Annotated in this window: 13 protein-coding genes; 3 read left to right on the top strand and 10 right to left on the bottom strand. The window is 75.9% G+C overall.

The window, feature by feature from the left end; all coding sequences use genetic code 11:
• Window positions 1–9 precede the first annotated feature (9 nt).
• From KYT88_RS01430 to KYT88_RS01440, 3 genes are read left to right on the top strand one after another with little or no spacing between them, the layout of a single operon-like run.
• Entirely contained in the window at window positions 10–1710 is a 1701-nt protein-coding gene (locus KYT88_RS01430) for a (2,3-dihydroxybenzoyl)adenylate synthase (RefSeq protein WP_043585734.1), read from the top strand.
• Window positions 1703–2437, top strand: coding sequence for a 4'-phosphopantetheinyl transferase family protein (locus tag KYT88_RS01435; RefSeq protein WP_043585731.1), 735 nt, complete (start codon window positions 1703–1705; stop codon window positions 2435–2437). Before KYT88_RS01430 ends, KYT88_RS01435 begins: the two co-directional genes overlap by 8 nt.
• Before the next feature lie 10 nt (window positions 2438–2447).
• Window positions 2448–3935: a salicylate synthase gene (locus KYT88_RS01440; protein WP_237583737.1), complete on the top strand. Its 1488-nt coding sequence runs from the start codon at window positions 2448–2450 to the stop codon at window positions 3933–3935.
• A 12-nt stretch (window positions 3936–3947) separates the two neighbouring features.
• Here KYT88_RS01440 and KYT88_RS01445 read toward each other — a convergent pair whose 3' ends face one another.
• From KYT88_RS01445 to KYT88_RS01490, 10 genes are all read right to left on the bottom strand, one after another.
• Window positions 3948–5762: a DUF2207 domain-containing protein gene (locus KYT88_RS01445; RefSeq protein WP_043585727.1), complete on the bottom strand. Its 1815-nt coding sequence runs from the start codon at window positions 5760–5762 to the stop codon at window positions 3948–3950.
• Complete coding sequence (locus KYT88_RS01450) at window positions 5755–6165, bottom strand: hypothetical protein (protein WP_043585726.1); 411 nt, start codon at window positions 6163–6165, stop codon at window positions 5755–5757. The genes KYT88_RS01445 and KYT88_RS01450 overlap by 8 nt, the downstream gene beginning before the upstream one ends.
• A gap of 36 nt (window positions 6166–6201) precedes the next feature.
• Window positions 6202–7629: a serine hydrolase gene (locus KYT88_RS01455; RefSeq protein WP_043585725.1), complete on the bottom strand. Its 1428-nt coding sequence runs from the start codon at window positions 7627–7629 to the stop codon at window positions 6202–6204.
• A gap of 93 nt (window positions 7630–7722) precedes the next feature.
• Window positions 7723–8967 carry a glycoside hydrolase domain-containing protein gene (locus KYT88_RS01460; RefSeq protein ID WP_043585723.1) on the bottom strand — a complete coding sequence of 415 codons (1245 nt, stop codon included), beginning with the start codon at window positions 8965–8967 and terminating at the stop codon, window positions 7723–7725.
• A gap of 247 nt (window positions 8968–9214) precedes the next feature.
• Window positions 9215–9676 carry a phage holin family protein gene (locus KYT88_RS01465; RefSeq protein WP_237583738.1) on the bottom strand — a complete coding sequence of 154 codons (462 nt, stop codon included), beginning with the start codon at window positions 9674–9676 and terminating at the stop codon, window positions 9215–9217.
• An 88-nt stretch (window positions 9677–9764) separates the two neighbouring features.
• The gene (locus tag KYT88_RS01470; RefSeq protein ID WP_119374249.1) at window positions 9765–10370 is read right to left on the bottom strand and encodes a hypothetical protein; all 606 of its coding nucleotides are present in this window, start codon (window positions 10368–10370) and stop codon (window positions 9765–9767) included.
• Entirely contained in the window at window positions 10367–10945 is a 579-nt protein-coding gene (locus KYT88_RS01475; RefSeq protein WP_119374248.1) for a hypothetical protein, read from the bottom strand. Before KYT88_RS01475 ends, KYT88_RS01470 begins: the two co-directional genes overlap by 4 nt.
• Window positions 10942–11316, bottom strand: a complete 375-nt coding sequence (locus tag KYT88_RS01480; protein ID WP_011931562.1) for a hypothetical protein — start codon at window positions 11314–11316, stop codon at window positions 10942–10944. The genes KYT88_RS01475 and KYT88_RS01480 overlap by 4 nt, the downstream gene beginning before the upstream one ends.
• Window positions 11313–11501, bottom strand: coding sequence for a DUF2273 domain-containing protein (locus KYT88_RS01485; RefSeq protein ID WP_015489105.1), 189 nt, complete (start codon window positions 11499–11501; stop codon window positions 11313–11315). The genes KYT88_RS01480 and KYT88_RS01485 overlap by 4 nt, the downstream gene beginning before the upstream one ends.
• Window positions 11498–11935 (bottom strand): Asp23/Gls24 family envelope stress response protein, encoded by a 438-nt coding sequence (locus KYT88_RS01490; protein ID WP_119374153.1) that lies wholly within the window; start codon window positions 11933–11935, stop codon window positions 11498–11500. Before KYT88_RS01490 ends, KYT88_RS01485 begins: the two co-directional genes overlap by 4 nt.
• Window positions 11936–12012: the final 77 nt, after the last annotated feature.

Genomic DNA, 12012 nt, shown 5'->3' on the forward strand with positions numbered 1-12012 from the left:
CGCCGACGGATGCACGAGCGCGAGCAGGCGGAGCACCCGGGCCATGGGACCGGTCGCGGATACGACGACTGGGCCGACGGGCTGGCCCGGGACGCCCGGGGCGCGGGGAGGGAGCCGGACGCGCGGCTCGACGGGATCCTCCGCCGGAGCGCCGAGCGCGTGCCCGACCGCACGGCCCTGGTCGGGGTCGGCGGGCGCTGGACCCACGCCGAGCTGGACGCCGAGGTCGACCTCGCCGCGCGCGGCCTCGCCGCATCCGGCGTCCTGCCCGGCGACCGGATCCTCCTGCAGCTCGCCGACGGCGCCGCCTTCCTCATCGCGTGGTGCGCGCTCGTGCGCGCGGGAGCGGTGCCCGTCCACGCCATGCCGGGTCACCGGCTCATGGAGCTCGTGCACCTCGTGGCGGGTAGCGGCGCGCGCGGCCTGGTCGTCGCGGAGCGCGTGGGCCGCGACGACGGCCGTGACCTCGGGGCCGGGGTGCGCGCCGCCTGCCCGGGGCTCGACCTCGTGATCCTGCACGGACCGGGCCGCGTCGACGGCGCGCTGACCTGGGAGGACGTCCGCGAGCGGGGGCGAACGCCGGATCCTGCCGCTGCCGCACCCCGGACGCGGCTCGACGCGGTCGCGCCCGACGGCGCGCCCCGCCTCGGGCTCCTCCTGCACTCCGGCGGCACCACGGGCCTGCCCAAGCTCATCCCGCGCCACCACGCCGAGTACTCCTACAACGCGTGGGCGGCGGCGCGGGCGTCTCGCGTCGGCCCCGACTCGGTGCTGCTGGCCGTGCTCCCCGTGGCCTTCAACTTCACGCTCGCGTGCCCCGGCGCGCTCGGCGTGCTCGACGTGGGCGGCACCGTCGTCATCGCGCCCGACCCGGATCCCGCGACGGCCTTCGCGCTCGTCGCCCGCGAGCGCGTGACCCACGTGGCCCTGACCCCGACGCTGGCGCGGGCGTGGATCGACGAGGCCGCGCACACGACCGCCGACCTCTCGAGCCTCCGCGTCGTCCAGGTCGGCGGCGCCCGGCTCGACGACGTCACGGCGCGCGCCCTGGAGCCCGCGCTCGGCGCGACGCTCCAGCAGGTCTACGGGATGGCCGAGGGGCTCGTCTGCATGACCGCCCTCGACGATCCGCCCGAGCTGCGCTGGAGCACGCAGGGGCGGCCGATCAGCCCCGACGACCTGGTCCGCCTGCGCGCCGCCGACGGCTCCCTCGCGGCCGACGGCGAGGCGGGCGAGCTGGAGACCCGCGGGCCGTGCACCCTCCGCGGCTACCACGCGGCCCCCGATGCGGACGCGACGGCCTTCACGCCCGACGGCTTCTACCGCACCGGCGACGTCGTGCGGCGTCTCGCGTCCGGGCACCTCGTGGTCACGGGCCGCGCGAAGGACCAGGTCAACCGCGGCGGCGAGAAGTACGCCGCCGCGGAGGTGGAGCGCTACCTGCTGGCGTTGCCGTCGGTGCGCGCGGCGGCGATCGTGCCCGTGCCGGATCCCGACCTGGGCGAGCGCGCCGTCGCGGTCATCGCCTGCGCGGGGCCCGCTCCCGATCGCCGCCAGGTCGTCGCGCACCTCCGCGCGCTCGGGGTGGCGGCCTACAAGCACCCGGACCGGGTCGTGGTGCTGCCCGAGCTGCCGCTCACCGCCGTGGGCAAGATCGACAAGGGCCAGGTCCGGGCGCTGCTGGCCACCGACGGGGACACCCGTGCTTGACGCGATCCTCCCCGCCGGGGCCGTCCTGGCGGAGGAGCGCGGTCCCGCCGGCGAGCACGCGATGCACCCGGCCGAGGCGGGCGCCGTGGCCCGCGCGGTGCCGTCGCGTCGGCGCGAGTTCGCCGCCACCCGGGCCTGCGCGCGCACCGCCCTCGCCGCCCTCGTCGCGGAGGCCGCGCGCGGAGGCGGCGCCTCCCGGGCCGCGGCAGACGCCCCCGGCCCCTCTCCCGTCGCGATCCCCAAGGGCCGGGGCGGCGATCCCGTCTGGCCGCGCGGCGTGGTCGGCAGCCTCACGCACTGCGCGGGGTACCGCGCCGCCGTCGTCGCGGGCATCGACGCGCTGCGCACCATCGGGATCGACGCCGAGCCGCACGCGCCCCTGCCCCCGGAGGCCCGGGACATCGTCGGCCTCGCGGGCGAGCTGGATCCGCATCCGCCGCTCGGGCCCGACGTGCACGCGGACTGCGTGCTCTTCAGCGCCAAGGAGTCGGTGGGCAAGGCGCACTTCGCCCGGTACCGCGAGTGGCTCGGCTTCGCGGACCTCCACGTGACGCTCCACCCCGACGGCGCGTTCACGGCGCGCCGGTCCGCGCCCGGCCCCATCCCGTTCCCCGCCTACCGCGGCGGCTGGTGCGTCACCGAGGGCCTCGTCCTCACGTGCGCGTGGCTCGCCGTCCCCCGCATCCCGTCCGCCGTCGCCCGCCCCAGCGTCCCCCGCCCCGCCTGAAGGAGACCCCATGCCCGCAGCCCCCGTGACCCGCGTAGCCGAGCTCCGGATCACCCGCGACCCGCTCGGCGCCGTCGCCGACCTGGCGCGCGCCTTCCGGCACGAGCCGCACGTGATCCTCGAGGAGGCGGGGCGGTTCTCGTGCGGGATCGGCGCGTGGGCGGAGGTCGTGGTCGACCGGCGGGTCGTCCGCCTGCGCGTCCGGGGCGAGGAGGAGGTGGTCGTGTCGTGGCGGGATGAGCCCCTGCGCGTGGTGGGCCGCCTGCTCGCGGGCCTCGGCCCCGACCGCGGGCGCGCCTACGGCACCGCGTGCTTCGAGCTGGCGCGCGCGCACGCGGGCATGCCGGTCGCCGCGGGTGCGGGGGAGCTCCTGCACGTGATCCTGCCGCGCACGGAGGTGATCATCGCGGATGGCCTCGCGACCGTCCGCTCGGGGGACGCACGGGAGGCGGCGGAGGTCGCGCGGATCCTCGGGGCGGCCGAGCCCGCGCCCGCGCCCGCGCCCGCACCCGAGCCCGCCGCCGCACTCGTGCCCGAGCCCGCGCCCGACCGCCCCGGCATCGCCGATCCCGAGGACGGCCGTGCGCGCTACCTCGCCGCGGTCGCGTCGGGCGTCGCCGCCATCCAGGCGGGGGAGCTGCAGAAGGTCGTCGTGTCGCGCCGGGTGCCCGTCACGGGCGAGGTGGACCTGCCCGCCACCTTCGTGCGCGGACGCCGGGCGAACACGCCCGCCCGCTCCTACCTGCTGGGCCTCGGCGGGATCGAGGCGGTGGGCTTCAGCCCCGAGATCGTCGTGGCGGTGGACGCCTCTGGCACCGTGCGCACCCAGCCGCTCGCCGGCACGCGGGCGCTCGTGGCCGACCCCGTCGAGTCCCGGCGGCTGCGCGAGGAGCTCCTGTCGGACGCGAAGGAGATCCACGAGCACGCGATCTCGGTGAAGCTCGCGGTCGAGGAGATGGCGCCCGTGTGCCGCGCGGGCAGCGTGCGCGTCGAGGAGTTCATGGTCGTGGAGGAGCGCGGCACGGTGCAGCACCTGGGCTCCCGGGTGGCGGGCGAGCTCGCGGAAGGCCTCACGTGCTGGGACGCTCTGGCCGCGCTGTTCCCGGCCGTCACCGCGTCGGGCGTGCCCAAGCGCGCCGCGTTCGACCTCATCCGCCGGCTGGAGGGGCACGACCGCGGCCTCTATGCCGGCGCGGTCCTCCGGATCGACGCGGACGGCGCGCTCGACGCGGCCCTGGTGCTGCGCACGCTCTTCCGGCGTGGCGAGGCGACGTGGCTGCAGGTCGGCGCGGGCGTCGTGGGGGCCTCGTCTCCGGCTCGCGAGCTCGAGGAGACGCGCGAGAAGCTGGCGAGCATCGCGGACCACGTGGTGCGCGACCCGGGACCCGGCCGCGCGGCGCAGGCGGCGGCGGCGGATGCGGGCGACCTCGGCGCGGGCGCGGGCGCGAGCGCGAGCGCCCGCGCCCGCGCTCCGCGGGGAGCCGCCGCCGGCCGGTGACGGCTCCGCGGCTCAGACCCCGCCGCCCCCGCCTCCTCCACCGCCGCCGCCGGAGGTCGTGCCTCCCGTGGATCCGCCGCTCGAGCTGGAGCCGGAGTACGTGCCGTGCATGCTCGACGACACCGAGCCGAGGCTCGAGGCGAACACGGCGGGCGCGAACGGCGTCTGCCCCGCGTACCAGCCCGGCCGGTCCCGCGCGTGCTCGTAGCGGCGGCCGAGCTCGTCGGCCCACTCCTCCTCCTGGCCGAACATGGCGGCGTACGGCAGCAGCTCCTCGGTCAGGCGCAGCACGTCGCGGTCGTCGCGCGGGAGGTCTCGCCGCTCGGCGCCCTCGGGCGACTGCAGCATGCGGATCCGGTCGGCCTCGGCCAGCCGGATGAACTCGCGGAGCCCCGCGAGGTGGTCGCGCAGCACCACGCCGCGCTCGGTGAGCGGGTGCTTCACGAGCGCCGCGATCGTCACGCCGAGCGCGAGCACGGCAGCGACGAGGAACGCGATCACGACCGGCCCGCCGTACGCGTCCACCAGCGACAGCACCGCGAAGACGATCGCGGCGACCATGCCGAGCGTGGCCGCGACGATCAGCAGGACGATGGACCCCACAGGCAGCGGCTTCCGCAGGCCGTCCGCGACCGTGCGCTTCGTGACGGCGGCCATCAGCTTCTGGATCCGCGCGGTCGCCTTCGCGTCGGTGCGCGCCAGGTCCTTCACCGCGCCGGGCCCCGCGCCGTCGCCGAAGACGGCCGCCACGAAGCGCCGCTCGTCGGGGTCGGTGACGCGCGACGGATCCACGAGCTCCAGCGAGAACGTCGGCTTCTTCCGGCCGCCATCCCGCTCCAGGATCCGCACCGCCCCGCGCACCGCGAGGTCGAGCAGGAGCGCGGTGGTCGCGCGCGCGGAGTTCCCCGAGATGACGGATGCGACCAGCACGCCGACGCCCTCGGGCGGGTCGTACTGGGCGACGATCGTGCCGCGGCCGGGCGCGTCGGACAGGCGGCGGCGTCGCAGCACGAGGGCGCCCGCGGCGGCGGCCAGCGCGAGCAGCGCGCCCGCCAGCGACAGGCTCGGCCAGGGCGCGGCGAGGAACGACGAGTCCCGCGGCGTGAACGTGCCGGACTCGAACCCGATGCTGAAGCTGAGGTTCTCGCGCGGGCCGAGATCATCAGCGACGGCCGTGAAGCCGGTCTCCGTGCGCTGCATGTCCGCCGGGCCGTCCGCGCCCGCGGGTCCGGCCGCCGCGTCCGCCCCGCCGGTCGACCGCGGGAGGAGCTCAGGCGCGATCTCGACGGTCGCCGTCACCCGCCCGAACGGCTGCGCCCAGCCGAGCCCGTTGACGTCCCAGTAGAACTCGTCGGCCGCCGTGTCCGCGTAGGCGCGGGTCACGTCGTGCTGCTCGTACTCGATGACGTAGGTCTGCTCGCCGCGCACGTACGCGTCGTCGTCGGCGATGGTGAGCACGAGCGCGCCGTCGTCCGTCTCGGACTCGTAGGCGCGCGGATCCCCGGCGCCGTCGGTCACGGAGAGCACGCGGAGCCCGGTCGGGTGGCCGTCGTAGTCGCGCACGAGCTCGCGGCGGATCCCGCGGTTCTGGTCCCGGTCGGGGAACTCCGCCACGAGCGTCTCGGTGGTGCGGAGCACCGAGCGGCCGTCCGCGTCGGCCGACAGCCGGTAGACGGCGTCGAACGAGCGGAAGGAGAAGTCGTCCACGTCGGCGTGCGCCGGGGCGGCGAGCCCGAGCGGGATCGCGAGCGCGGTGAGCAGCGCGGCGACGACCGCCAGGCGGATCCGGGCGGCGCGGCCGGCGCGGATCCCCGCGCGCTCACGCACCGGTCGGTCCCGTGCTCGTGCCCGGCGTGGATCCGGGCCCCGCGTCGACAAGCCGCCACTCGGCGACGAAGTCGCGGACGCCCATGGTCTCGAGGTCGAGCCGCACGCGCTGCAGCAGCCGGTCCGCCTCGTCGAGGTCGCCGGCGTCCGTGCGCATGACCTCGCGGCCCGTGTCGATCCGGCGGACGACGAGCTGCGCCTCCCGGCCGAAGCGGCCGAGCTCGCCGCCCAGGCCCACGACCGTGAGCGCGACCGCGCCGAGCGCGCGCACCGTCCGCCGCACGGGTCGGCGCGGGCCGGCGTCCAGCAGCGCCTCGAGGACCTCGGCGGCAGCGGCCTCGTCTCCGCCACCCTCGGCCGGGCCGCCCTCGTCCCCCGTGCCGGATGCGTCAGCGCTCGTCATCGTGCTCCCCTCGCGCGGCCCCCGCCGCACTCGGAGTCAACCACGGGATCCGCCCGCCAGCAGGGCCGCGGCGTCGGCGGCCAGGCCCGCGTAGGCCGACTGCCGCTCGAGCCCCGACGCCTCGCGCGCCGCGGCCTGCACCACCACGGTCCATGCGTCGTCCCCGTCCTCGACGAGGTACGAGAGCGCGAGCGTGCCCACCGAGCTGCCGCCCTTGAACGCCACGTGGTCGAAGCGCTCCGGCTCGGGCAGGCCAGGGTTCGCCCCGAGGATCCCGCGCACGGGCTCCCCGGCGGGCGTCGCCGCCAGCTCGGCGAGGCGCACGTGCGCGCGGGCGATGTCGTCGGGCGTCGCGAACCAGTCGGCGCCCTCGGTCCAGACGACGTCCGTGAGCGCGGTGACGGGCACGTCGACGACACCGCCCGGCATCGCGTCGAGGAGCGCGCGCCGCTCGGCCGCGTCCCCGTCGGCCCAGTCGTCGCGGAGCGCGCCGCCGTCCTGCCAGCCGATGCGGAAGAGGTCGCGCGTGCTCAGGAGCGGGACGTTCCGCGGCGGATCCGAGTGGCCGAGGTCCGCGAGCGCCGCCTCCACGCGCTCCCGCCCGACGGCCTGGATGAGCATGTCGGTGGCCGTGTTGTCGCTGATCGCGATCATCTTCTCGGCGGTGTCGCGGACGCTGACGACGGTGCCGGTCGGGGCGTCCTGCAGCTCGCCGGAGGGGAGGCTGCGCACGTCGTCGGTCACGGTGAGCGGGTCGTCCCAGCCGATGCGGCCCTCCTCGACCGCCTGCACGAGCGCGCCCAGCACGTAGAGCTTGACGATGGATCCGATGGGCCGCGCGTCGGTCGCGGCGACGCCGTCGGGCAGCACCTCGAGGACCCGCTCGCCCAGCTCCCCGTCGGATGCGCGCGTGACCGTGAGCGACACGTCGCCGCCGAGAGCCGCGGCCTGCTCCTCGAGCTCGGCCCAGCTGGTCGCGGGCTCCCGGTCGCCCTCCGGCTCGCCGAAGAACAGGCCCTCGATGAGCCCGGCATCGTCGACCGCGACCTCCATGTCGAAGGTGCCCGCGGCCTCGCTCGCGATGGTGGTGACGGACTGCCCGCCCTGCTCCTCGTGCGCGGTCGCGGTCCACGGGCGGCCGGCGCGCACCTGCTCGAGCACGGCGGCGAGCTCCTCCGCAGACGCTGCGTCGAGCATCACCTGCGCCAGGCGCTCGCCGGTCTCCTGCACGGGAACCGCGTCATCGGCGTTGACGGTGTCGAGCAGCCACTGCGCCTGTTGGCCGACGGGCGATCCCGGAAGGACGACGGGCTGGGCGACGGGCGTCGACGCCGCGGGATCCGCGGGGGACGCCGAGCACGCGGCCGTGAGGGCGGTGACGGCGGCGATCGCGAGGGCGAGCGCGGCGCGCGCGGGACGGCGCGGACGGGATGGACGGGTCGGTCGGAGCGGTGACGAGGCCATGCGTCCATCAGACGGGAACGGGGCCGCCCGGGCGTCCCCCAGGAGGGGGAATCGTCCGGACGGCCCCGTGGGTCGCCTGCTGGCGGGGGCGGATCAGCCGCGCGGCTCGACCCGGACCTGGCCCGCGTCGCGACCGGAGACGACGTTCGTGTCGATGTCGAACTCCTGGTCGCCCGTGCCGATGGTGTGCTCGAGGATCTGGTCGAACGCCCAGTTCTCCGGGATCTTGACGCCGAGGTTCGCGCCCCAGCCGGTGGACATGTCGGCCACGTAGCTGAGCTCGGTGAGGTGCGCGGCCGCGAGGGTGCAGCAGATGCGGCGGCCGGCGTACACGCCCACGCGGTAGGCGCTGCCACGGCGCTTCAGCTCCGCGTGGATCCCGCGGAAGTACGGCTCGAGGTACGTCTCGACCTCGTCGCCCGTGGCGTCGAAGTCGACCGCGTAGTAGATGGGCGTGCCCGGCAGGAAGCCGAGGCGGCGGGCCGCGTCGTCGGCGCGGCCGGCCGCGCGCACCCCGAGGTCGTACGAGAAGTACGTGGTGTCGGTGCCGCCTTCCTGGAAGATCGGGAACACCTTGAGGCCGCCCGCGAAGATCGCGTCGAGCTCGCCGTCCACGATGCGCTTCGCCAGCGCGTCCGGGCGGTCGGAGTCGGTGAGGTAGCGGCCGACGATCGTGTAGCCGGCGTCCTTCATGGTCTTGGCGCGCTCGGCGGTGATGACGGTGATGCCGTCGGCCGCGTTGCCCGGTCGCGTCGGGTCGCCGTTGCTGGCGAGGAGCGCGGACCACGTGCGGTAGTCGCCGCGACCGGTCTCGGGGAGCGCCACCGTGCGCTGGAACTGGGAGATGCGCACGCCCTGCTCGGCGGAGAACGTGCCGTCGACCGGCCCGTCCCACGTGCTCATGACCACGAGCGACGCCTGGAGCAGGTGCACGAGGTAGCCGGTGGTGTCGGCGGATCCCACGGTGAGGGTCGCCTGCTTCTGCAGCGTCGTGCGGGTGAGCGGGCCCATCACGCCGTTGGCGGTGGCCTCGTCGATGCCCATCTCCAGCTGGAGCGCGTGGATGAGGGCCTTGTGCGAGTCGCCCGTCCAGACGCCGTCGGTGGTGACGGCGGGGAAGCCGGTGCGGGCGCCGTAGCGCGCGACGAGCTGCTTCTGGATGTCGCGGACGACCGGGCGGCCGTTCGACGCGAGCGGGACCTCGGGGATCGGGGCTGCGGGGGTGGTGGCCTCGTCGGCGTGCGCGGGACCCGCGGCGACCAGGGCGACGGGGACGGCGGCGAGTGCGCCGCCCAGGACGGAGCGTCGGGACAGGACGGAGCGTCGGGACTGGTTCATTCGTGTGCCTCCCATGCCGGACCACCGAGCAGACCGCCCGCGAGGCGGGCGATGGATCCGGTGGATGGCGGTCTGCGATTGTCCGACGGCCTGATGGCGACGCGTGGTGCCGCCGGGCCGAGCGGGCGTGAACGGCCACCGTACGTGAGGCCGATGCGCGAGGCCTCCCGGCGTTCACAGGGGAAGCCGGGGGGGGGGGGGCGGCGCGGGCGGGCGGCGCGGGCGGTGCCGCGCGGTGCGGCGTGCGTCAGCCGGCGGAGGGCGCCGATGCCGCGGGGCCGGCCGGCCCGTCGGGTGCGCCGTCGCCCGTGCCCCGGTCGCCCGGGCGCATGCGGTCGCGCGCGTGGTGCAGCGTGTCCGACGGCACGGGCGGCACGCCGCGGGACAGCCGCGCGATGCCGACCCGCACGACGACCGCGGTCGCGATCCCGAACAGCGCCAGCGTGATCAGCGTCGCCGCCCACAGCGGCAGCGCGAGCAGCAGGAGCGCCACGATCACCGCGGCGAGGAGCCCCAGCGAGACGAGCGCGAGCGCGACGCCCGCGCCGAGCATGATGGCGCCCGAGCGGGCGGACCTGGCGCGCTCGCCGATCTCGCGCTTGGCGGAGTCGATCTCGGCGCGCACCGCGCGGAGCAGGGGGTCGATGGCCTTCTGGGCGAAGGATCCGCCCAGCCAGCTGCCGCGGGAGGAGCTGTCGTCGTCGGTCATGGTGCGTCTCTTCTCTCGTGCAGGCGTAGCAGACGACCGCCCCGGTGCGAATCGCGGAGGATCCGTGCCGGGGCGGCCGCGGGATGGATCAGGCCAGGCGGGTCTCGCTCGACATGCTCGAGCGGAGGCCGCCGGTGATCTGGATGACGACCGGCACCTCGGTGCCGAGCACCGCGTCGAGCCGGGTCACGGCCTCGTCGACCGTGCGGCGGACCGCGACGGGCGAGACGCCGCGGCGGGCGACCGCGGTGACGCGCAGCGTGGTGGCGTGCGCCACCTCGAACGCGGTGACGTCGACGGACACGATCGCGGAGTCGTCGCGCAGGGCGTCCCCGAGCAGCTGCTCGGCGACCTTCGCGTCGATGACGACGGATCCGCCTGTGGGGGTGGACGCGTCGCGCCCGCCCTCGAGCCGCACGAGCGTGCCGGTGCGGCCGTGCCCCTGGCGGAGCGCGAACCAGGCGAGGACCACGATGAGGACGAGCGCCACGAGGGCGACGACCCAGAGGATCCACGGCTGCCCGCCGGAGATCGCGTCGGCGACGGGCTGCTTCGCGTCGGACGCCGCCCCGGAGACCGTCGACTGCACGTCGGGCAGCAGGCTGCCGGCGCCGAGCGCGACGCCCGCGGCGATCAGGACGAGCCCGACCACGATGACGAGGAGGCGGTTCAGCGCCCTGTTCGTGCTGGTCATGAGCCCACCTTCCCGTCCTTCGCGAGCGTCACCTTGGCGGTGAGCTTCGGCGTGTAGTCGTAGCCGTCGAGCTCGGCGCGCACGGCCTGCTCGATGGCGGCCCTGTCCGGCGTGTATCCCGATGAGGGGGTGAGTCGGACGAGCACCTGGCGCTTGGAGACGGAGACGTCGACCTGGTCGGGCGACACCTCGCCCGCGTAGCTCGCCGTGAGGGCGACCGAGCGGGCGATCACGCGGTCGTCGACGACGGCGGCCGTGCGTCCGAGGCTCGCGCCGCGGCGTCCGCGGCTGCCGGGCGAGATCCCCACCATGACGAGGATCAGGCCGACGATCGCGACCACGACGCCGATCGCGACGAGCGCGCCGGCCGGGGCCGATGCGGCGTCGAGGGTCGCCGACGCGAGGTCGGCGGGCGCGAGCAGCAGCGGCGCGGTGCCGATGGCCGCGAGGACCGACTCGGTGCCGAGCCAGGCCAGCACGAGGATCAGCAGCACGGCGAGCGTGATGGCGATCCCGGCGCGCGACGAGTGCGTCTCCCGCCGCACGAGGCGGCGGTAGGTGCTGTCGGTGCTCATGAGACCCTCCTGCGTTCCTGGATGCGCGCGCCCGTGATCCGGAGGTCGACCCGGCCCACGGTGGATCCCGTGAGGCCGAGCACGCGCTCGCGGACCTCGGTCTGCGCTGCGGTGAGGCGCTCCACCAGCGACCCCTCGCGGACCGGGCGGTCCGAGAGCGCGGGGACGCGGATGGGGGTGCGCGCCTCGACGGTGAGCTTGCCGCCGGCGTCCGTCAGCGTGACGGAGACGTCGCCGGCCGGCACCTCGAGGGCGTCCGCCGTGACGGCGGACACCACCCGGCGCACCGCGCGGGACGTGATCGTGGTGCGGCCGCGGGTCGCCTGCGACGCGGTGCCGGGCGTCCCGGGGGCCGCGATCGCGGAGCTCACGACGACCGGCGCCCGCGGAGGGCGTCGGCGAGGCCGCGGACGTCCAGCTTGCCCTCGAGGACGCGGCCGACGCCGAAGCCGACGGCCATGAAGATCAGGACGAGGAGGAAGCCCCCGAAGCCGAATGCGAGCCCGGAGAGCGCGAGGACCGCGCCGACGAGGAGGCCCGTGACGGTGGGGGTCACTGGACGCGCTTCTCGGCCGCGTCGTCGTCGGACGACTTGTCGTTGGGCAGGTTCACGTCGGTGATCGTGACGTTGACCTCGGTGACCTCCATGCCGACGACCTGGTCGATGGCGTCGGTGATGGCGGAGCGCACGTCGTCGGCGACCTGCTGCAGGTCGACCGGGTACTCGGCGATGAGCGTGACGTCGACGGCGACCTGGGTCTCGCCGACCTCGACGGAGATGCCCTGGCCGCGGTCCTGCTGGCCGATGACGTTGCGGATCGCGCCGACGGCACGGGCCGCGCCGTTGCCGAGGTCGTGGACGCCGGCCACCTGGCGCGCCGCGATGCCGGCGACCTTCTCGATGACGCCGTCGGCGATGGTGTTCTTGCCGCCGGTGGTCCCGGTGCCCGTGACGCCGGTGGACGGGGACGTGGGGGTGATGCTCGACATGGTGTCTCTCTCTCGTGGTGGTCGGACGGTGATGGTGCTGCTGCTCCATGGCGCGGATCCGAGGGTGCCCCGCGATC

The sequence above is a fragment of the Clavibacter sp. A6099 genome (assembly GCF_021919125.1).
Lineage (GTDB): Bacteria > Actinomycetota > Actinomycetes > Actinomycetales > Microbacteriaceae > Clavibacter > Clavibacter seminis.

What these genes read in the sequence shown, in the direction of transcription:
- KYT88_RS01465 (WP_237583738.1), bottom strand. Translation starts at nt 9,676, where the DNA reads ATGACCGACGACGACAGCTCCTCCCGCGGCAGCTGGCTGGGCGGATCC.
- KYT88_RS01440 (WP_237583737.1), top strand. Translation starts at nt 2,448, where the DNA reads ATGCCCGCAGCCCCCGTGACCCGCGTAGCCGAGCTCCGGATCACCCGC.
- KYT88_RS01490 (WP_119374153.1), bottom strand. Translation starts at nt 11,935, where the DNA reads ATGTCGAGCATCACCCCCACGTCCCCGTCCACCGGCGTCACGGGCACC.
- KYT88_RS01455 (WP_043585725.1), bottom strand. Translation starts at nt 7,629, where the DNA reads ATGGCCTCGTCACCGCTCCGACCGACCCGTCCATCCCGTCCGCGCCGT.
- KYT88_RS01475 (WP_119374248.1), bottom strand. Translation starts at nt 10,945, where the DNA reads ATGAGCACCGACAGCACCTACCGCCGCCTCGTGCGGCGGGAGACGCAC.
- KYT88_RS01470 (WP_119374249.1), bottom strand. Translation starts at nt 10,370, where the DNA reads ATGACCAGCACGAACAGGGCGCTGAACCGCCTCCTCGTCATCGTGGTC.
- KYT88_RS01430 (WP_043585734.1), top strand. Translation starts at nt 10, where the DNA reads ATGCACGAGCGCGAGCAGGCGGAGCACCCGGGCCATGGGACCGGTCGC.
- KYT88_RS01460 (WP_043585723.1), bottom strand. Translation starts at nt 8,967, where the DNA reads ATGAACCAGTCCCGACGCTCCGTCCTGTCCCGACGCTCCGTCCTGGGC.
- KYT88_RS01450 (WP_043585726.1), bottom strand. Translation starts at nt 6,165, where the DNA reads ATGACGAGCGCTGACGCATCCGGCACGGGGGACGAGGGCGGCCCGGCC.